The organism is Faecalicoccus pleomorphus DSM 20574 (genome assembly GCF_000420345.1).
Classification (GTDB): domain Bacteria; phylum Bacillota_I; class Bacilli_A; order Erysipelotrichales; family Erysipelotrichaceae; genus Faecalicoccus; species Faecalicoccus pleomorphus.
On the sequence record NZ_ATUT01000009.1, the window covers coordinates 25,037 to 44,767 of the forward strand.

Genomic DNA, 19,731 nt, shown 5'->3' on the forward strand with positions numbered 1-19,731 from the left:
CAATAGGAGGAAAATTATGTCTAGAAACACAGGAAGTATCTGGAAAAAGTCTCGTCGTTTAGGCTTCTCCGTCCTGGAAACAGGTGAAGAGCTGAACCGTCGTCCTTATGCTCCAGGTCAGCACGGAAAAGGTCGCCGTGTAAAATTAACAAACTATGGTATTCAGTTACAGGAAAAACAGCGTATTCGTCATACGTATCAGCTAAGCGAGAAACAGTTCTATAACACATACAAGAAAGCAAGTAAAAAACCTGGTTCTGCCGGTCATAACTTCTTGATCATGTTGGAATCTCGTTTGGACAACCTGGTTTACCGTATGGGATTTGCCCGTACACGTCGCGGAAGCCGTCAGTTAGTTAACCACGGACACATCTTTGTAGATGGAAAGAAAGTGGATATCCCTAGCTTCCAGGTAAAACCTGGTCAGGTGATCGAAGTACGTGAACGTGCTAAAAACATGGCTTCTATCAACGAAGCATTAGAAGCCGCTACTACAATCGTTGATTACGTTGATGTTGACAAAGAAGCTAAAAAAGGAACTTATTCACGTTATCCTGAACGTAACGAATTGTTCACAGCTCAGCCAATCAATGAACTGTTAGTTGTTGAGTTCTACAACCGCTAATAAAAAATCTCTGCTTGCTGCAGAGATTTTTTTATTGATCTTCAAATTTTAAATACTTAAAAACGGAGATTACAACTGTGAATCCTATGACCTATATTGTAAAAATTATTTAAGCAGTATGTATAAATCCAATATGTTCAGCTACAAAGACACTGTTATAATACACTTTATCGTCTTTGTGATATGCGCGTGAAGATATTCTTCCCTTTACAGTGATCCATGAGCCTGTTTTCATCGTACTGCAAAGCGTTTCTGCCAATCCTCGCCATACCTCAATCTGAAATGTATCCAACTCATACACACCATCAGCATTCGCATACGGTCTTTCTACTTCCAACAATACATTACAAACCTTTTCTCCCGAAGGAATAGATCTAAGCTGTGGCATCTCTTTGATCTGCCCTACCAGACAAAATACATTCATCATTTACCTCCCTATCCGGTATGGGTATCTTCCCATATTTATCACCTGCCTTCGAGGATAGGATAGCCATTTTCATCAAACAAAACAAACGAGCCAGTTATTCTAACCAGCTCGTTTTTATGTCAAATTAGAGACCTATTGTCCTCTAAAAACAAGTAATATGGATTGATTTATACAAATTATCATTCATTATAGTTTTTTAAATAAACTCGGCTTTGATGAGATAGATCAAGCTTTGAAACCATCTTAAAGACCTCATCTCGTTTTACAGCAGCTATAGTATCCAAAAGCTCAAAATAAGAGACACCCTGCACCTCAGATTGAAACAGGTCGATCGCAAAACTTTCAAAATGATCAAAGGTGCGTAAAGACTGTGCATAGGATTTATTCTTTAAACTGTTAAAAATTAAGTCGTCCATGGCTTTTGTCTGCATCTTATACAAAACATCTTCTACGATTTGAAAGAATTCTTCCGTTTTCTTTGTCTGCGCATAAAACATCAAATACGCATGGTCCGACGTGATCTCACACTCTGCACCAAAGGATGTAGTAAGTATCCGTTGATCCATCCATGATTGAAAGTCCGGATTCAAAGAGCTAAACCATGCATCTAAACTCATTTGAAGCGCAAAATCTATACAAGCTGCCTGTAAAGGATCTAAGATCGGTTTTAACTTAACGGCAAGAGCAACATAAGGAACACTGATATCCATTCGATCTTCTACGATCTCTTTGGCGACCGTATCCGGTTCCTTTAAAAAAACACGTTCTGTTAGATGTGAAAAGTGTTTATCATAGCTTTCCTGTTTTTGCTCGATCTCTTTCAACAACAAACAGGGCTCTTTTCCCGTAACCCCGACCAGAACCATATTTTGGGGATCATACTGATCGTTATAAAACGTTTCCAGATCTGTAACCTTCATGGATGCGATATCTTCCGGATTTCCTAAAACATCAATCCGAATCGGATGCGTTTGATATAAGGCATTCCATACCAGCTTCATCAGTCTTGTTTCCGGACTTTGTTGATACATATTGTATTCACTTAAAATAATGCCTTTTTCTTTTTCAACACTATCCTCATCAATATCCAGATTTTGCACAAAATCCATTAAAAGAGATAATGGTTTATCCGGATTGGACGATGTGGAAAAATAGTAAGCCGTCTCACTCAAGCCGGTAAAGGCATTGGTCATGGCTCCCAGATCGGCAAACTGATCTGTCACATCCTGTCCATATAGACGAAACATCTGATGTTCTAAAAAATGAGCGCATCCGCTGGGATATGTCAATTGTTCCAACCCTCGCTTTTGACAAAGATCCATACCACCGGCCTTTATCCCCAACAAGAAAAAGGACTGAGAAAACTGTGGCTTATGAACAAGGAGCACCTTCATCCCGTTTTTCAAGGTCTTTGAAAACCATTCAAAATTATACTTCTTCATCATTTTCCTCCACCAAAGCTAAGGCACACAACGATAAATTATGCGCTGCCAAAGCAATATCCTCTTTCTTGATCCGCTGAATCTTTGATATCCTTTGCGCAATGGAAGCTGTTTGATGTAAATAATCATCGGAAAAGACTTGTTCCATCCACGAAAATGGCAGATCTTGTATGCTTCGAATGGAATCGATCCAGTCTTTTTTGGCATTTTCCAAAAGTTCATCCGAATAATCCATCGATTGAATTCTTTGAATCTGATCCTGTATCAAAAGCTTTACCTGTTCAAAATTTGCCTTGGATAAACCTGTCTGCACCAACAATAAACCATCATAACGAATCAGTGAAGAATGAATCGCATAACACAAACTATGTTTTTCACGAATCGTATCAAACAAAAGGTTGTTTGGACATTGACCTAAAACAGAATTTAAAAGCACTAATGGATAGGATAACTTTTCCTTGATCGTAATATTAGTTTTAAAGGCCATTGTCAAAGAAGTCTGCGCAATCTCTTTTTGAAGAAAGGATTCTCTATATTCTGTACCCTGATATGGATGCATGGACATCACTGGTTCTAAAGGAGCATCGATGGATTGCAGGTAAGACAACACGGCTTGTGATGGCCTTCCACAAACATAAACATGCTTTTTCAAAGACATGATCTTGTGAATCCTCTTTTGCACATCTTGATAAGAAAGTGTTTCTAAATCACTTTGATAGCCTTGAATCGAAATAGAGCTAGTGTGTCCCTTATCCAACAAAGAAAGACATTGTGAGCTGCTCAAATAATCCGGATCATCCTGCAGACGAAGCAGTTTGTCCTCATATTGCGCTTTACATTCTTCAAAACTGGCCACATCGACCAATGGATGGAACAAAAACTGATCCATGATCTTTAACACGGCGGAATCCTCCAGTCCTGTCGGACAGTATTGGCTTTGAAGATATTGGAATCTGTATTCGATCATTAACCTGTTTCCTAAACCGGTCATATGCAAGGAAACACGAAAGCTATATGCCTCATTTAAAGCTAACGCAACCTGCTGTAACGAAGGAAAGGCTTCCGTCTTTCTCTTTAACATTCGTAATGCCAGATTTGTAACCGTAATCGTTTTTCTTTCAAATGGCAGAAACATCCGAATCGAAATGGAATTGTCAACAAATTTATCTGTTTTAATAAACCTCATGAAAAGTATTCTACCATAAAATTCATTAGACGCAATTGATTCTGCATTCTATTCATCCATTACAAAAAGAAAAAGGAAGCACAAAGCTTCCATGATCAAAAAAAAGAAGGAACGAATCCTTCTTTTCGAACTTGATGACTATCCTACGTGGATATATCCAACTAATGCATTGGAACAGTTAACGGAGAATACAACTGTTGTATATCCGTTCCATCCACCATGTACGGCCTGACCGTTTCCAATATAAATGGCTACATGTCCACTATAGATGATAATGTCCCCTGGTACCGGATTGCTTGTCCAGCTACCTAAAGAAGCATAATCACTTGGCCAACCATGGAAGTTGATTCCTACTGCTTTTAATGCATTGGTTACTAACATTGTACAATCCTGGTTTACACCAACCTGTGCTAAAGCTGCACTGGCAATTGCACTGGAGCTTACAGAACCACTGTTTGATGGAGCTTGTGGCTGCTGTACGCTACTGTTATTTGATGATCCATTGTTAGAACCACTGTTTGATGGAGTCTGCGGTGTACTCTGTGCAGGAGTCTGTGTCTGCTCTTGTGATTGAGCAGGTGCTTGTGTTTGTGTTTCTTCCTGTACCGGAGCACTTTCTTCAACTGTTTCTGTAGCTACGCCATCAGAAGCAATTGTATATCCATCTTTTGTCGTGTCTTTCAACATAACACCATTGGCATCAAAGAAATATTTCTTTCCTTCAATATCAATTGACTGGTCTTTGACTTGTTCACCGTTTTCATTGTAGTAGAATGAATTATCACCTTCAGTAACCCATCCTGTTTTCAATTCACCGGCATCTGTTAAATGGTATGTCGTACCATCTACCGTAACCTGACCTGTTGCCATAGAACCATCTTCGTTAAAGTAATATTTCTTACCTTCGATGTCCTGCCAACCTGTCACGGAATATCCTTCTGCATCAAAATAGTACTTAACGCCATCAATTTCCATCCAGGATGCTTTGACTTGCTCACCCTGATCATTAAAGTAAGTTCCGTCATCCTGCCATCCTTGAAGAAGCATTCCATCTTCCTGGAAATTATACGTTGTACCCTGCAAAGAAGTTTTTCCAGTTGCGGCTGTTCCTTCAGATGTGAAGTAGTAAACATCGTTTCCGACAGTCTGCCATCCAAACTGAAGTTTTCCATCCTGGTCAAAGTAGTACAATTCATCGTTGATCTCAGTTAATCCTGTTGCCTCTTGACGTGTCGATTCTAAAACATAGCTTCGATTCTTTCCCTCTCCATGCCATCCAGGCTGTGTTTCATAGGCATATACCGTAGAAAGCACTGGACCACATGCACAAGCACAGAGGGCAACGGCCAAGATTTTGCTGTGTTTCTCGATAAAATTCATTACTGTCACCTCTCATACAACAACCATAGAATAACATATTCGACACCAATCTCAAAAAAATCACTGTATTTCCGTCCCATTTTTGGGTTGCATTTTTTGATACAAAAATACGATAAAGCTTTATTTAAAGCATATTTTTGTATTTTATGGGATATTATGTGATTTTTTAAAAAATTTTAAAATTTTTATGAAAAATACACTTGTTCACTATATAAAGACAATTTATGACTTTGTTTTGACCCATTTTAAGCAATTTTGTACAAGATTAAACATCAAAATCACGATAAATACGATATGTGCCACCAAGCTCCATAAAGAAAGAACATGAAGACATTGAATCAGACTTTGTATAGAATCAGCACGCATACCAATCATCAATCCGATAAACAGCACAATAAGCATCAAGACATTACCACCTGTAAAAAGACTGGCTTTTTTCTTATTGGCCTGTAAAAACCATAGAATCGTTAACAGTATAAAAAAAAGATCAAAAAAACTCATGGCATTCCATAGACTGCTTAAAAAGGATGTGATAGAAACTGTTGGTATGGTAATAAACCGATAAGCGATACGAATCAGGATCGATCCGGTATAAGAATCCATATCCTTCATAAACGCAAACAAGGAATGATAGTCATGAACCTGCACTAGCGAAAGAAAGAACAAAGCCTGTAGTACATATTGTAGAAACCAGTACAAGAAGACAAACAGACTCAATATCCTTCTTCTTTTCTCAAAGCTGTTCCATAAAGAATCAATCAAACGATAAAGTTTCAAGGAAATCTTCTCCTTTTAATTCTTCATTTGTACTCAAACCCGGATATCCAAGCTGTCGTAAGACTTCATATACAACGATAGCCGTACAATTGCTTAAATTTAAGCTTCTGGCATTAGCCACCATGGGAAGGCGCATGCACGTATCTAAATGATCTTTTAAAATGTGCTTATCTACACCGGTACTCTCTTTTCCCAACACCAGAAAGATATCGCCCTTTTCCTTTGTGAAATCAAACTGGCTGGGGGCCTTATGTCCATAACGCGTCATAAAATAGTAATGCTTGCTGGGATATTGTTCGATAAATGCCTGCCAGTTTTTATGAATGTGAATTTCGGCATCTTTGATATAGTCCATGCCGCTTCGGCGCAAATGTTTTTCATCCAGACTAAAGCCTAATGGCTCAATCAAATGCAATACAGAGTTTGTCGCCATACAGGTACGAATGATATTACCGGTATTCTGAGGAATTTCCGGTTCATACAATACAACATGAATCATAAGGTTGCCTCCAAATCCTTTAAAAACATCTGCAGTGCTTTACCGCGATGGGAAACACTGTTTTTCTTTTCTTCAGAAACACTGGCTAAAGTTGTTTGAAACGGCGGATAATAAAAAATTGGATCATACCCAAAGCCTTTTTTGCCGACTGGTCGATCATTGATCTCACCCTCAATAGTTGCCCTATATGTTTTTTCCTGCCCATTTTCATCGATATAGGCAATCACACATACATAACGAGCTGTCTTCACTTTTCCTTTAACCGCATCGATGATTGCCTGATTTTTGATCGCATAATCGGTATCCTCGCCCATAAAGCGCGCTGAATACACACCCGGTCTTTTATCCATCGCATCGACTTCAATCCCACTGTCATCACTAATTACTGGTTCCTTTAAAACCTGGTATAAGCAACGTGCCTTGATCAGTGCATTTTCTTCAAATGTCTTTCCATCTTCTACAATTTCAATCTTCTTATCAAGATCTTTTAAGCATTTTACATTGGCCCTTCCTTGTAACATGTTTTGAAACTCTTCTACTTTATGCATATTGGAAGTCGCAATCCATATTGTTTTCATTTTCATCACCACAAGCATTATAGACAAAAAAAGAGCTCAAATCAATTTGAACTCTTTATACGTGCATTGCTTCCAAGATCGCATCTCCCATAGCTTTGGTACCCACTTTTTTCATACCTTCCGTATAAATATCCTGCGTACGATATCCGGCATCCAACACACGATGCACCGCCTGTTCGATGCACAAAGCTTCCTTTTCCATGTCAAAGCTGTATCGAAGCATCATCGCCGCGCTTAAAATACAGGCAATAGGATTTACGATATCCATACCGGCAATATCTGGTGCCGAACCATGGATCGGTTCATATAAGCCTCTTGTGCCATCCCCTAAAGAACTGCTGGGGATCATACCGATTGAACCCGTGATCTGACTAGCTTCATCGCTTAAAATATCACCAAACATATTTTCTGTGACGATCACATCAAACTGACTGGGATCTTTACAAATCTGCATAGCACAGTTATCCACAAACATCTCACTGTATTCTACATCCGGATAGTCTTCTTTGATCGACTGTAAGACTTTACGCCATAAACGAGAAGTATCCAAGACATTAGCCTTATCGACCAGACAAAGTTTTTTACGCCGTTTTTGTGCCATTTCAAAACCAATGCGTCCAATTCGTTCGATCTCATGCCAGCTGTATGGCATGGTATCCACAGCTTTTTCTTCCTGATCTTCTATAAATGTTTTGTGTTCTCCAAAATAAACGCCACCGATCAACTCGCGCACAACCACAAAATCAATGCCCTTATCCGCGATTTCCTTTTTTAATGGGGATGCATCAGCCAATTGTGGCCACAAAGTAGCCGGACGATTATTTGAATAAAGCTTCATACCAGCTCTTAGCTTCAGCAATCCTTTTTCCGGTCGCTTTTCACCTGGTAAGCCTTCCCATTTAGGCCCACCGATAGCCCCCAACAAGACTGAATCACACGCCAGACACTTCTCCAGCTCATGCTGTGGCAAAGGTTCTCCATATTTATCAATGGCAGCACCACCCATAGCGATTTCTTCAAAGGTAAAGTGATGTGAGAACAACGACTCAATTTTTTGTAGCACACGCAACGCTTCCAGCACAATTTCCGGAGAAGAACCATCGCCTCGAATTACACCAATTTTCTTTTCCATACGTTTATTTCTCCTTAAGACTGGCCATCAAGCCACCTTTATCAATGATGTTTTGAATAAATGGCGGAAACGGCTGTGCCTGCCATTCTTTGTTCTGTGTGAGATCCGTGATGATCCCGGTGTTAAAATCCACCGTCACTTCATCACCAGCCTGAATCTGATCGGCTGCTTCTTCACACTCCAGAATCGGAAGTCCGATATTGATGGCATTGCGATAGAAAATGCGGGCAAAGCTTTTGGCAATGACCACACTGATACCACACGTCTTGATGGCAAGTGGTGCATGCTCTCTGGATGATCCACAGCCAAAGTTCCATCCGGCCACCATGATATCGCCACTTTTTACCTTTTGCACAAAAGAAGTATCGATATCTTCCATACAATGACTGGCCAGTTCTTTAGCGTTGGCTGTGTTTAAATATCGTGCCGGTATGATGACATCGGTATCGACATTATCCTTATATTTAAATACGGTTCCTTTTGCGTTCTCCATCAATTATACCTCCCTTGGATCTGTAATCGTTCCAGTCAGCGCACTGGCTGCAGCCGTATATGGGCTGGCTAAATAAACTTCACTGGATATATCGCCCATACGTCCGACAAAGTTTCGATTGGTCGTGGATACACAACGTTCGTTTTCAGCCAGAATACCCATATGTCCACCTAAACATGGTCCACAGGTTGGTGTGGAAACCACACAACCGGCATCAATAAAACTTTCCGTATAACCACGGCGAAGACATTCTTTATAAATAGCCATTGTAGCCGGAATGATGATCACACGCACATCCGGTGCCACCTTTTTTCCATGAAGGATCTGATAGGCCGCTTCCATATCTTCCAAACGACCATTGGTACAAGATCCAATTACAACCTGATCAATCTTAATATTCTTTCCTTCTTTAGCCAAATGTGTATTTTCCGGTAAATGCGGATAGGAAACAGTCGGTTCCAAAGAAGAAAGATCAATTTCAATCGTTTTGACGTACGAAGCATCATCATCCGCTTCATACACCTTCCATGGTCTTTGCGAGCGCCCTTCCATATATTGAATCGTGATATCATCTACCGGGAAAATGCCGTTTTTGGCACCAGCTTCAATCGCCATATTACAAATACACAAGCGATCATCCATGCTTAAAGAAGAAATGCCTTCCCCACAGAATTCTAAAGAACGATACAAAGCGCCATCAACACCGATCAAGCCAATCAAATGTAAGATCACATCTTTTCCGGAAACAAACGGAGATAATTTTCCTTTTAAAACGACCTGGATGGCTTCCGGTACTTTAAACCAGGCTTTTCCGGTGGCCATGCCCGCTGCCATGTCAGTCGAGCCAACACCGGTACTAAAAGCACCCAAAGCTCCATACGTACATGTATGAGAATCGGCACCGATAATACAATCCCCGGCCGTTACGATTCCCTGCTCCGGTAAAAGAGCATGTTCAATTCCCATCTTTCCCACATCAAAGAAATTCTTGATGGAATGTTTATGACAGAAATCACGACAAGTCTTTGACTGCTTAGCCGCTTTGATGTCTTTATTAGGAACAAAGTGATCCAATACAACATTGATCTTTTCTTTATTATATACGCTATCAAATCCAGCCTTTTCAAATTCCTGAATGGCTACCGGAGTTGTGATATCATTTCCCAACACACCATCCAAATCAGCCATGATCAGCTGGCCGGCTGTTACTTCCTCTAATCCGGCATGTGCTGCCAGAATCTTTTGTGTCATTGTCATTGCCATAGTTTAATCCTCCTGCGGCTTATTGTTGATGGCCGAAACTAATGCCTTGATACCGGAACGAATGATATCGGTATCTAACCCGGCACCCCAGCTGGTAGAACCGTTTTTCCACTTCAAACCGATATAGCTGACAGCCTGTGAACCACTGCCCATATCTTCCAAAGAATGCTCAGTATATGTTTCTAAGGCATAGCTGTAACCCATTTCCAGTTTGATGGCATTGCTGACGGCATCCAAACGACCATTTCCCTTGGCACTACATTCATGCATCTGCCCATCTTTTTCAATACTCAACATGGCGGTAATGTTATTGCCCTTTTGTTGAATATAATGAGCTTCTACGATGTGTAGCGGCATCATCTTGTTACAATACGTCTCATTAAAGACTTGATAAATTTCCTCCGGCTTTAATTCCTTGTGATTTTTATCACTGATATCTTTGACAACATATCCGAAATCTTCACGCATCTTAGGCGGTAAATGGAATCCGTGACTTTCTTCCAGAATATACCCGATCCCACCTTTTCCACTTTGTGAATTTACACGAATCACATCCGCATCATATGTACGTCCTACATCTGTTGGATCGATTGGCAAATACGGACAGTTCCATTGATGTTGATGATGTTCTTTACGATAGTGCATGCCTTTGGCAATGGCATCCTGATGTGATCCAGAAAAAGCCGCAAATACAAGACTGCCGGCATAAGGCTGACGATCGTTGACTTTCATTCTTGTGACGCGCTCATATACTTCACAAATATGTGGCATATTGGAGAAATCCAGTTTGGGATCGACTCCATGCGAATACATGTTCATGGCCAATGTGATCGCATCCACATTTCCGGTACGTTCCCCATTACCAAATAAACAACATTCTACACGCTGCGCCCCGGCCAACAAAGCCAGTTCGGTATCCGCTACACCGGTTCCGCGATCATTATGCGGATGTGTCGATAAGATAACCGCATCACGATATTTCAAACGATCTGAACAATATTCGATCTGATTGGCATACACATGCGGCAAGCTCATCTCCACTGTTACCGGTAAATTGATAATCATCGGTCGATCCACTGTTGGCTGCATCACATCCAAAACCGCGTTACAAACTTCCAAAGCGTAATCTGGTTCAGTGCCTGTAAAAGATTCCGGAGAATACTCAAACAGGAAATTTCCTTCATATTCTTCGGACAGCTTCTTTACTAACTTGGCACCCTCCACGGCAATTTGTTTGATCTCTTCTTTTGATTTTTGGAAAACTTGTTCTCTTTGTGCCACACTCGTTGAATTATAGAAGTGAATCACAGCACGAGGTGCCCCTTTGACTGCTTCAAATGTCTTGCGAATAATATGATCACGACACTGTGTCAATACTTGTACTGTTACATCTTCCGGAATCATATTTCTTTCAATGATCGTTCGCAAGAATTCATACTCCGTTTGACTGGCAGCCGGAAAACCTACTTCGATTTCCTTAAACCCGATTTCCAGTAACATCTGATAAAACTCAAGTTTTTCTTCCAAAGACATCGGTACGATCAATGCCTGGTTTCCATCTCTTAGATCAACTGAACACCAGGCCGGTGCCTTTTCAATGTGATCCTTTTTGACCCAGCGATATTCATTTTCCTTTGGCGGATAATAACCTGGGGCATACTTACTTGCATCCATCATGTTTTCAATCTCCTTTAACCAATAAAAAGTCCTCATCCCCAAGGACTTATGCCTTGAGAGACGAGGACTATAACACCATAGTTTCCCGCGGTACCACTCTCATTGTCACAAACTAGTAACCACTCATTACAATCAGCTAATGCGAATTGTTTTCTCCTGATAACGGTGAGTTTCCGTCTTTACTTACTTGTTTCAGTAAAGCTGCTCAAGGGTGAGTGTGTCAAAAAGATATTTACGATTTTTCACCAGCCAATCGCTCTCTTAAAAACATCATTTTTTGACAGCTCCCTGTCATCGCATTTTTTAACTTAGTTGAAGTATATCAAGAGTATTTAAAGATTTCAACACCAAAATGTAACTTTTTACATTAAGTAATGTAAATTTTCAAAGTCATCCCCAATAAAAAAACAATCGTATAGAGGATCAAATCGAATCCATCCCATATGCATCGCAACGATATCCATTGTATCCCCTCGATCAACAAAGCAAACAGTATAAAGAAAATCGTGATTTGTTTCAAGTTCCCTTGATGAAATGTCCACTTTGTCAAAGTACAAAAAGGAAGGAAAATCTATATATTCAAAATATAGATCATCCAACTTTCCTCTGACAAATTCAGTAGCGTCCATTCTATTTTACGATTGAGAAGCTCCGGACGATCAAAGTAAACCATAAAGAGCAAAACAAGATAAAAAAAAGAAAGAATATTTTTTCCGCCGATATACAGAAATATGAATGATTCTTTTAAAAATATAAAGGAATACTGCCACATGGATCAGATACAACACCAAAGCTTTTCCCACTGAATCTTAATTGTACAAGCTATAGATCATGCTTAAAGAAACATAGCGATAAATCATATACCCCAGTATAAATGAAATTATATATAAGATCGCTTGTTTTTTTCTTATTGTCCATCGAGTACCTCTTGCTTATATTTCACGATAGAACTATTTGTTTTCTAGGATAAACAAAAAAAGGATGGTTTCCCATCCTTGATCACCTATTAATACATTCCCTGAGGCATTGGCATTTCTTTTTCGGGTTCCGGAATTTTGGCAACACCGGCTTCTGTTGTAATAAACAGTGCGGAAATGCTGGCGGCATTCAATAACGCATTACGTGTTACTTTACATGGATCAATGATACCAGCTTCAATCATATCAACCCATTCGCCGTTCTTGGCATCAAATCCCTGATTTTCGGTTGCCTTTAATTGTTCAGAAACGATATCTTCAGCATTGTATCCGGCATTATCGGCAATCTGAGCAATTGGAGCTAACAATGCATCAAATACGATCTTGATACCTTTTTGTACATCGACTACATCACTCTTTACTTTATCCTTTAAAGCAGAGTAGGCAGAAACTAAGGCAGCTCCACCACCGACAACAATACCTTCTTCAACAGCAGCACGTGTAGAGTTCAAAGCATCTTCAATACGAAGTTTCTTTTCTTTCAATTCACTTTCAGTCATGGCACCAACTTTGATTACGGCAACACCATTTGACAATTTACCTAAACGTTCCTGTAAACGTTTCTTATCATAATCACTCTTTGTATTTTCAATCTGTGCTTCAATTTCATGTACACGAGCTTCTACGGCATCTTTATCTCCGGCACCACCGATCATTGTTGTGTTATCTTTTGTCACAACCAATTTCTTTACTGTACCTAAATCAGATAACTGCAGTTCTTTTAATTCCATCTGCAAATCTTTTGAGTAGAATGTAGCACCTGTCAATGTCGCAATATCCTGCAGCATTTCTTTCTGGTTATCACCAAATCCAGGTGCTTTTGTCGCAACAACATTGAAAGTTCCACGTAATTTATTCAATGCCAATGTAGAAGTAACTTCATTTTCATAATCATCGGCAATGATCAATAAAGCACGATTGCTTTGAACGATCTGTTCCAATACCGGCAAGATTTCCTGAATATTTGTGATTTTCTGATCGGTTACCATAACATATGGATTTTCCATTGTACATTCCATCTTTTCACGATCAGAAACCATGTATGGAGAAACATATCCCTTGTCATACTGCATACCTTCACTGATTTCCAATTCATCTTCAAATCCATTGGAATCATCTGTAGAAATCACACCGTCACGTCCTACTTTATCCATTGCGTTGGCAATTAACTTACCAATTTCTTCACTTCCTGAAGAAATCGCAGCTACATTTTGAATATCATGTGTGCTTTCTACTTTCTTGGCATGATCTAAGATGTAAGCAGCAATTTCTTTTGCGGCTTTTTCAATACCTTCACGCATCAAAACCGGATTAGCTCCACGATCAACTAATTTCAAACCATTTTCAATCATGCTCTGTGCCAGAATCGTAGCTGTTGTTGTACCATCACCAGCTGTATCATTGGTTTTATTAGCTACTTCATAAACCAGTTTGGCACCCATATTTTCAAATTTGTCTTCCAATTCAATTTCTTTGGCAATACTTACACCATCATTTGTAATTAGTGGTGAACCATATTCTTTTTCCAATACTACATTACGACCTTTTGGACCTAATGTAACACGAACAGCATTCGCCAGTGTATTAACACCCTTTAACATTGCCTCACGGGCATCTTTAGAAAAACGTACTTCTTTAGCCATGTTCTTTCCTCCTATCCTTCACAAGCGATGATATCTTCATCTTTGATCACGATAAATTCTTCATCATCTACTTTCATATTTGTACCAGCATATTCACGATATAATACACGATCACCGACTTTATATTCCGGTTTCTCTACTCCAGTACCGATAGCTTTTACAACCGCCAACTTTGATTTTTCTTTACCACTTGTCAGGATAATTCCTGAACTTGTTGTTTTTTCTACTTTTTCTTTTTCCAGTAATACATAGTCATGTAAAGGTTTCAACATGCTTAATTCCTCCTTTAGCACTCCCTTTATCTATGTGCTAAATATATTATACACACTTTTAGCACTTGTGCAATAGGTTTGCTAAAGAATTTTAAAAACTTTTACAAAAAAACTCCCAAGTTTCCTCAGGAGTTCTTACTATCAAATTCTTCTGTACCTATTCAGCAATCAAGCCTTTTGGCAATTCCATTTTAAATACCTTTAAGAAGTTCTCGATATCTTCTTTGGCATCTTTGCCTTTGACATAGCGAATGTTTTGTTGTTTCCATGTCTTGACCGCAATTTGTGTGTTTGGCAAACCTAGAGTATCCGCACCAGCTTTGTCGATGGCACTGGTCAATGTATCTTCATCGGCATCCGCAATAAAGGTTTCAATACCTTCCAGAACACGACTTACTTTTTCTTGTTCATCGGCTTTGACAAACAGGGAAGCCTGTGGATAACCTGCATCCTCACTGCCTGTTTTCTCCTGCCATAATGCCTGCAGATCTTGCAGTACACTGAACTCTTTACCATTTTCTTTCGCTTTGGCAATGGTTGCCTGTGCAACTGGCTGTGCCAATAAGGCAACCTGCTGCTGACCAGTCAATAAAGCCTGTTGTGCTTCGGCAGCCGAAGAATACCATGTAACATTTAAGCCTTCTTCTTCCACCTGATTAAAGACAAGACCCGGTACGGCATTTTGCCCAAAAGCCGCAATGGAAGCCGTTTTTAAATCGATACCTTCCGGTCCTACCAGATATAGATTTCCCCATGTCAGTACCGCATCCAGATTATAGCTTTCACTTTCACTGTACACCTTGGCACCTAAATTCGTTGGCGCTACGATAATATCGTATTCTCCATCTTCCTTTGCCAATTCTGATGTCAGAAGATCGCTTCCATCCACATATTCGATGCTTACATCTTCCAGATCAGCCGCTCCCTGAATACTTAAAGCCGGCGCACCGGTCGGACATAAAATTGAAACCGGTTCTACTGTTTCTTCCTTTGGCGTTGACGAAGAGCAGGCTGTCATCGCAAATGCCAGTGCAGCGGTCAATGCCAGTTTAGTTCCTTTTTTTACTTGTTGAATAAACATTTATCTTCTACCTCTTTAGTGAATTTTTCCAATGCTTCCTGTAAAGCAACCGTAGTGGATTCTTTAGAACCACTCTTACGGATCGTTACCGTTTCGTTTTCCATTTCTCCATCACCGACAACGATCTGGTAAGGCACCTTTTTCATCTGGGCTTCACGTACACGATAGCCTAATTTTTCATTACGATCATCTAACTGTACACGCATACCCTGTGCTTGTAAAGCTTCTACAACTTTCTTGGCATAGTCCAGATGTTTTTCCTGATGAACCGGAATTACGACAAACTGCTGTGGAGCCAACCACAATGGGAAATGTCCGCCAAAGTGTTCGATCAAAATTCCAATAAAACGTTCGATAGAACCATAGACAACTCGATGCAGCATGATCGGCGTTTGTTTTTTACCTTCGGAATCCACATACGTTGCGCCAAAACGTTCCGGCAGATTCATATCCAACTGTACGGTACCACACTGCCAAACTCGACCTAAGCTATCCTTGATATGGATATCCAGCTTCGGTCCGTAGAATGCACCATCGCCCGGATTCACCTTGAAGTCCTTACCGGCATAACGACATGCATTGGCAAGCGCTTTTTCGGACTGTTCCCAAATTTTTTCGCTTCCGATATAACCTTCTTCCGGACGAGTAGATAACTCAATATCATAAGAAAGTCCAAATACGCCATACATACGATCAATCAACATCAATACGTTTTTAACTTCTTCTTCGATCTGATCAGGCATCACAAAGATATGGGCATCATCCTGTGTAAATGTACGAACACGGAACAAGCCATTCAAAGCCCCACTGGCTTCATGACGATGTACCTGTCCTAATTCTCCCATACGAAGCGGCAGATCTTTATACGAATGTAGATCATTGTTATAGACTAATAAAGCACCCGGGCAGTTCATCGGCTTGATTGCAAATTCACGATCATCAACCATTGTCGTGTACATATTGTCTTTATAGTGATCCCAGTGACCAGAAGTTTCCCACAACTCACGCGACATGATGATCGGCGTTTTAATAAATTTATAATTTTCTTTGGCATGTTCTTCATACCAGAACTGTTCCAACACATTTCGCAGAATCATACCGTTAGGCAGGAAGATCGGCATACCTGGCGCATATTCCGATACCATAAACAAGCCCATTTCTTTTCCCAACTTTTTATGATCTCGTTTTTTCGCTTCTTCCAACGCTTCCAAATGCGCTTCCAGTTCTTCTTTTGTTGGAAAACAAATTCCATACACACGCTGCAGCTGTTTATTTTTGGCATCGCCTTTCCAATACGCGCCAGAATGCTTCAACAGCTTAAAGTTCTTACATTCTTTAACACTATCGACATGGGGCCCACGGCAAAGATCCGTAAATTCTCCCTGCGAATACACCGTAATCGTTCCATCTTCTAGATCCTGAATCAAATCTTCTTTATAAGGATCGTCTTTGAACATTTCCTGTGCTTCAGCTTTGGATACTTCTTTACGCACAATACGCTTTCCATCCTTGGCGATCTTTTTCATCTCTTTGGAGATCTTTTCCAGATCGGCATCATTTAAACTGACATCCCCTAAATCCATATCGTAGTAGAATCCATCCTGAATGACAGGCCCTACCCAGAACTTAGCCTGTGGATACAGACGTTTCACAGCTTGTGCCATCATGTGCGCACAAGAGTGATTCAATTTGGAAAGATATTCATCTTCCAGTACATTCACTAATTCCATACATAATCTCCTTTTCCATATAAAAAGCGACAGTCATCCAAAGGACGTCTGTCGCACGCGGTACCACCTTTGTTCACATAGAAATCTATGTGCACCTCATTTTCTTTTAACGCAAGAGTACGGCTCACTTTTTCAAGGGCAATTCAAAGGGAGTAAACAACAGTTTTGTCAGAAAGTTTTCACCAGCCACTTTCCTCTCTACATCCAAAGCTCTGCGTTCATATCCTTATCATCATTGTTGGCAAAATTATAGAATGACTTGCCCGCTTTGTCAAAGAAAACACTCTTTCTTTTACAAAATCAAATTTCCTACCTGAAAGACGATAAAGCTGACAATCCATGCCACCGCAATTTGAAATACCATCGTCTGAAACATGTATAGAATCGAACCACTTTCTTTTTTGATTGTTCCCAAACTGGCAACGCAGGGCACATACAACAAACAAAACAACATCAGACAATATGCATTTAAAGCGGTAAAGCCTAATGAGGAAAGCTGAAGGCTTAATGCCTGCATGCCGGATAAACCGTTGATATTAGAAATACCAAACAAAACAGCAGTACTGGAAACAACCACTTCTTTGGCGCTGATTCCTGCCAGAAGGGCAACGCAGATTTGCCAGAATCCAAGTCCGGCCGGTGTCATAACAGGCACCAACAAATCTCCAATCAATGCCGCAAAGCTTAATGATATATCCTGTGTATAGCCCTGCAGGCCAAAGTGCATCAAGATCCAAACAATGATAGAGGCCACAAAAATCGTAGTTCCGGCCTTGCTTAAAAAGTCTTTGACTTTGTCCCAGACATAAATAAAAACGGTATAAGCACTTGGCATTTTATAGATCGGCAGCTCAATCAACAATGGATTTTTGGTCGAATCTTTATCTTTTTTATGCAATACCCAGGCAACAAATAAGGCAACGATGATTCCAATCAAGTACATACTGTAGGCTGCCAATGTTGCATACCGGACAAAAAACATACCACTAAATAAGATATAGACCGGCAGTTTGGCACTGCAGGAAAAAAACGGTGTGACAAGCATGACTCGATGCCTGTCTTTTTTAGATTCCAAAGCACGGCTGGCCATAATAGCCGGTACCGTACATCCAAAGCCCAAGACCATGGGAATAAAAGCTCTTCCCGAAAGGCCTAAACGTCCCATGATATCGTTCATTACATAGGCCACTCTTGCCATATAACCACTGTCTTCCAAAAAGGCAAGTGCCAAAAATAAGATGGCAATATTGGGCAGAAAGGTGATGATGCCACCAACACCGCCGATGATTCCGTTTGTCACCAGATCTAATAACCAGTTAGATACATGCAGCTGTTCAAAAAGATTCGTACACAACAAGATCAGCCAATCAACAAAGCCTTCTACATAACCTTTTAAAAAGTCTCCGAATAAAAATGTTAATCCAAAAACGGCCAACATCACAACCAAAAAGAACAACATTCCCCATAACGGATGTGTGACAACCGCATCGATCTTGTCTGTCAATTCTTCTTTTGATGTCTTCCCTAATAACACTTCATGTATGATTGCTTGGATATAATCGTATTTTTGATTGATGATTTGGGTGTCTTCTTCATGATCTACAATATCCGAAAGATCGATCGCATATTTCTTTTGAATTTCCAGATCATTTTCCAATAGCTTGATCGCAATCCATCTGGGATTGATAATATGCGGATCTTGTCGTACTAATCGTTCCTGAATCAAAGAGATCTTACGCTCCAAATCCGCATCGTATTCCATTGCATAACGTTTGACCTGCTCTCCATGTATGGACTGCGGACGATGATTGACCTGTGTATTCTGCCCTTCCTGCTGATGACAGGCGGCATGCATCAAGGCTTGTATGCCTCGTTTTTTTCGAGCCGTGACCGGAATAACCGGAACCCCCAGAATTTCACTTAAACGATGTAAATCAATATCCATACCACGTTTGGCCACAATATCCATCATATTCAAAGACAAAACCATAGGTTTATTCAACTCCAAAAGCTGCAACGTCAAATATAGACTTCTTTCCAGGCTGGAAGCATCGACCACATCAATAATCACATCTACCTGATCACTTAAAATAAACTGTCTGGATACTTGTTCCTCCATCGTATAAGATGTCAATGAATAGGTTCCCGGCAAATCCACCAGATGAATCGTCATGTCATGATCCTGAATGGCGCCTTCCATCCGTTCTACGGTAACACCCGGCCAGTTGGCCACTTTTAAATTGGCACCTGTATAGGCATTGAATAAAGTAGTCTTCCCACAATTGGGATTTCCGATAAAACCGACTGTTATTTCTTTTGACATGGTTCCACCTCAATTTCTTTTGTTAATTGATCACCCAGGGCAAATCTTGTGCCTCTAAGGTCGATGACCATGGTGCCGTTATGTTTTTTCTGCATGATCGTAATCGCAGTATGAACCGTCATGCCCAAAGATTGCAGACGATCTTTTGTCTGAGCAGGCACATGAAGCTGCAAGATCCTGTATTCCTTTTTACACTTTCCTTCACTTAATTTCATATTGGTTCCTT

At 40.3% G+C, this 19,731-nt stretch carries 19 protein-coding genes and 1 other annotated feature; of the genes, 1 reads left to right on the top strand and 18 read right to left on the bottom strand.

What is annotated here, in order from left to right; translation table 11 throughout:
- The first annotated feature begins 16 nt into the window (after positions 1–16).
- On the top strand, positions 17–625 hold the full coding sequence (gene rpsD, locus G413_RS0105350) for a 30S ribosomal protein S4 (RefSeq protein WP_022789896.1): 609 nt from the start codon (positions 17–19) through the stop codon (positions 623–625).
- A 109-nt stretch (positions 626–734) separates the two neighbouring features.
- Here rpsD and G413_RS11060 read toward each other — a convergent pair whose 3' ends face one another.
- The 18 genes from G413_RS11060 to G413_RS0105440 all read right to left on the bottom strand — a co-directional run bounded on the left by G413_RS11060 (position 735) and on the right by G413_RS0105440 (position 19,720).
- A complete protein-coding gene (locus G413_RS11060) occupies positions 735–1,049 on the bottom strand; it encodes a single-stranded DNA-binding protein (protein ID WP_051130165.1) in 315 nt (104 codons plus the stop codon).
- A 182-nt stretch (positions 1,050–1,231) separates the two neighbouring features.
- Positions 1,232–2,494 (bottom strand): EF-P 5-aminopentanol modification-associated protein YfmH, encoded by a 1,263-nt coding sequence (gene yfmH / locus G413_RS0105360; RefSeq protein WP_022789898.1) that lies wholly within the window; start codon positions 2,492–2,494, stop codon positions 1,232–1,234.
- Positions 2,481–3,680, bottom strand: a complete 1,200-nt coding sequence (locus G413_RS0105365; RefSeq protein ID WP_022789899.1) for a M16 family metallopeptidase — start codon at positions 3,678–3,680, stop codon at positions 2,481–2,483. The genes yfmH and G413_RS0105365 overlap by 14 nt, the downstream gene beginning before the upstream one ends.
- Before the next feature lie 138 nt (positions 3,681–3,818).
- Positions 3,819–5,060: an NlpC/P60 family protein gene (locus G413_RS0105370; protein WP_022789900.1), complete on the bottom strand. Its 1,242-nt coding sequence runs from the start codon at positions 5,058–5,060 to the stop codon at positions 3,819–3,821.
- 222 nt (positions 5,061–5,282) lie between these two features.
- A complete protein-coding gene (locus G413_RS0105375) occupies positions 5,283–5,837 on the bottom strand; it encodes a hypothetical protein (RefSeq protein ID WP_022789901.1) in 555 nt (184 codons plus the stop codon).
- Positions 5,815–6,336: a tRNA (cytidine(34)-2'-O)-methyltransferase gene (locus G413_RS0105380; RefSeq protein ID WP_022789902.1), complete on the bottom strand. Its 522-nt coding sequence runs from the start codon at positions 6,334–6,336 to the stop codon at positions 5,815–5,817. The genes G413_RS0105375 and G413_RS0105380 overlap by 23 nt, the downstream gene beginning before the upstream one ends.
- Complete coding sequence (gene rdgB, locus G413_RS0105385; RefSeq protein WP_022789903.1) at positions 6,333–6,914, bottom strand: RdgB/HAM1 family non-canonical purine NTP pyrophosphatase; 582 nt, start codon at positions 6,912–6,914, stop codon at positions 6,333–6,335. The genes G413_RS0105380 and rdgB overlap by 4 nt, the downstream gene beginning before the upstream one ends.
- 55 nt (positions 6,915–6,969) lie before the next feature.
- On the bottom strand, positions 6,970–8,046 hold the full coding sequence (gene leuB, locus G413_RS0105390) for a 3-isopropylmalate dehydrogenase (RefSeq protein WP_022789904.1): 1,077 nt from the start codon (positions 8,044–8,046) through the stop codon (positions 6,970–6,972).
- 4 nt (positions 8,047–8,050) lie between these two features.
- On the bottom strand, positions 8,051–8,539 hold the full coding sequence (gene leuD / locus G413_RS0105395) for a 3-isopropylmalate dehydratase small subunit (protein WP_022789905.1): 489 nt from the start codon (positions 8,537–8,539) through the stop codon (positions 8,051–8,053).
- 3 nt (positions 8,540–8,542) lie between these two features.
- Entirely contained in the window at positions 8,543–9,802 is a 1,260-nt protein-coding gene (leuC, locus tag G413_RS0105400; RefSeq protein WP_022789906.1) for a 3-isopropylmalate dehydratase large subunit, read from the bottom strand.
- 3 nt (positions 9,803–9,805) lie between these two features.
- Positions 9,806–11,479, bottom strand: a complete 1,674-nt coding sequence (locus G413_RS0105405) for a 2-isopropylmalate synthase (protein WP_022789907.1) — start codon at positions 11,477–11,479, stop codon at positions 9,806–9,808.
- A 53-nt stretch (positions 11,480–11,532) separates the two neighbouring features.
- Positions 11,533–11,783: a binding site (T-box leader), on the bottom strand.
- Between the two features lie 58 nt (positions 11,784–11,841).
- Positions 11,842–12,108 carry a hypothetical protein gene (locus G413_RS0105410; RefSeq protein WP_022789908.1) on the bottom strand — a complete coding sequence of 89 codons (267 nt, stop codon included), beginning with the start codon at positions 12,106–12,108 and terminating at the stop codon, positions 11,842–11,844.
- A gap of 377 nt (positions 12,109–12,485) precedes the next feature.
- Positions 12,486–14,099, bottom strand: coding sequence for a chaperonin GroEL (groL, locus tag G413_RS0105415; RefSeq protein WP_022789909.1), 1,614 nt, complete (start codon positions 14,097–14,099; stop codon positions 12,486–12,488).
- Positions 14,100–14,110: 11 nt separating this feature from the next.
- Positions 14,111–14,371, bottom strand: coding sequence for a co-chaperone GroES (locus G413_RS0105420; RefSeq protein ID WP_022789910.1), 261 nt, complete (start codon positions 14,369–14,371; stop codon positions 14,111–14,113).
- 157 nt (positions 14,372–14,528) lie between these two features.
- Positions 14,529–15,452 carry a hypothetical protein gene (locus tag G413_RS0105425; protein ID WP_022789911.1) on the bottom strand — a complete coding sequence of 308 codons (924 nt, stop codon included), beginning with the start codon at positions 15,450–15,452 and terminating at the stop codon, positions 14,529–14,531.
- Entirely contained in the window at positions 15,434–17,182 is a 1,749-nt protein-coding gene (gene thrS / locus G413_RS0105430; RefSeq protein ID WP_022789912.1) for a threonine--tRNA ligase, read from the bottom strand. The genes G413_RS0105425 and thrS overlap by 19 nt, the downstream gene beginning before the upstream one ends.
- A 292-nt stretch (positions 17,183–17,474) precedes the next feature.
- Positions 17,475–19,505, bottom strand: a complete 2,031-nt coding sequence (gene feoB, locus G413_RS0105435) for a ferrous iron transport protein B (protein WP_022789913.1) — start codon at positions 19,503–19,505, stop codon at positions 17,475–17,477.
- Entirely contained in the window at positions 19,490–19,720 is a 231-nt protein-coding gene (locus tag G413_RS0105440; protein ID WP_022789914.1) for a FeoA family protein, read from the bottom strand. Before G413_RS0105440 ends, feoB begins: the two co-directional genes overlap by 16 nt.
- Between the last annotated feature and the right edge of the window lie 11 nt (positions 19,721–19,731).

Bases quoted from the DNA above. Each gene is read 5' to 3' on its own strand.
- rpsD (WP_022789896.1), top strand. From the start codon at position 17: ATGTCTAGAAACACAGGAAGTATCTGGAAAAAGTCTCGTCGTTTAGGC.
- G413_RS11060 (WP_051130165.1), bottom strand. From the start codon at position 1,049: ATGAATGTATTTTGTCTGGTAGGGCAGATCAAAGAGATGCCACAGCTT.
- yfmH (WP_022789898.1), bottom strand. From the start codon at position 2,494: ATGAAGAAGTATAATTTTGAATGGTTTTCAAAGACCTTGAAAAACGGG.
- G413_RS0105365 (WP_022789899.1), bottom strand. From the start codon at position 3,680: ATGAGGTTTATTAAAACAGATAAATTTGTTGACAATTCCATTTCGATT.
- G413_RS0105370 (WP_022789900.1), bottom strand. From the start codon at position 5,060: ATGAATTTTATCGAGAAACACAGCAAAATCTTGGCCGTTGCCCTCTGT.
- G413_RS0105380 (WP_022789902.1), bottom strand. From the start codon at position 6,336: ATGATTCATGTTGTATTGTATGAACCGGAAATTCCTCAGAATACCGGT.
- rdgB (WP_022789903.1), bottom strand. From the start codon at position 6,914: ATGAAAACAATATGGATTGCGACTTCCAATATGCATAAAGTAGAAGAG.
- leuB (WP_022789904.1), bottom strand. From the start codon at position 8,046: ATGGAAAAGAAAATTGGTGTAATTCGAGGCGATGGTTCTTCTCCGGAA.
- leuD (WP_022789905.1), bottom strand. From the start codon at position 8,539: ATGGAGAACGCAAAAGGAACCGTATTTAAATATAAGGATAATGTCGAT.
- leuC (WP_022789906.1), bottom strand. From the start codon at position 9,802: ATGGCAATGACAATGACACAAAAGATTCTGGCAGCACATGCCGGATTA.
- G413_RS0105405 (WP_022789907.1), bottom strand. From the start codon at position 11,479: ATGATGGATGCAAGTAAGTATGCCCCAGGTTATTATCCGCCAAAGGAA.
- G413_RS0105410 (WP_022789908.1), bottom strand. From the start codon at position 12,108: ATGGACGCTACTGAATTTGTCAGAGGAAAGTTGGATGATCTATATTTT.
- groL (WP_022789909.1), bottom strand. From the start codon at position 14,099: ATGGCTAAAGAAGTACGTTTTTCTAAAGATGCCCGTGAGGCAATGTTA.
- G413_RS0105420 (WP_022789910.1), bottom strand. From the start codon at position 14,371: ATGTTGAAACCTTTACATGACTATGTATTACTGGAAAAAGAAAAAGTA.
- G413_RS0105425 (WP_022789911.1), bottom strand. From the start codon at position 15,452: ATGTTTATTCAACAAGTAAAAAAAGGAACTAAACTGGCATTGACCGCT.
- thrS (WP_022789912.1), bottom strand. From the start codon at position 17,182: ATGGAATTAGTGAATGTACTGGAAGATGAATATCTTTCCAAATTGAAT.
- feoB (WP_022789913.1), bottom strand. From the start codon at position 19,505: ATGTCAAAAGAAATAACAGTCGGTTTTATCGGAAATCCCAATTGTGGG.
- G413_RS0105440 (WP_022789914.1), bottom strand. From the start codon at position 19,720: ATGAAATTAAGTGAAGGAAAGTGTAAAAAGGAATACAGGATCTTGCAG.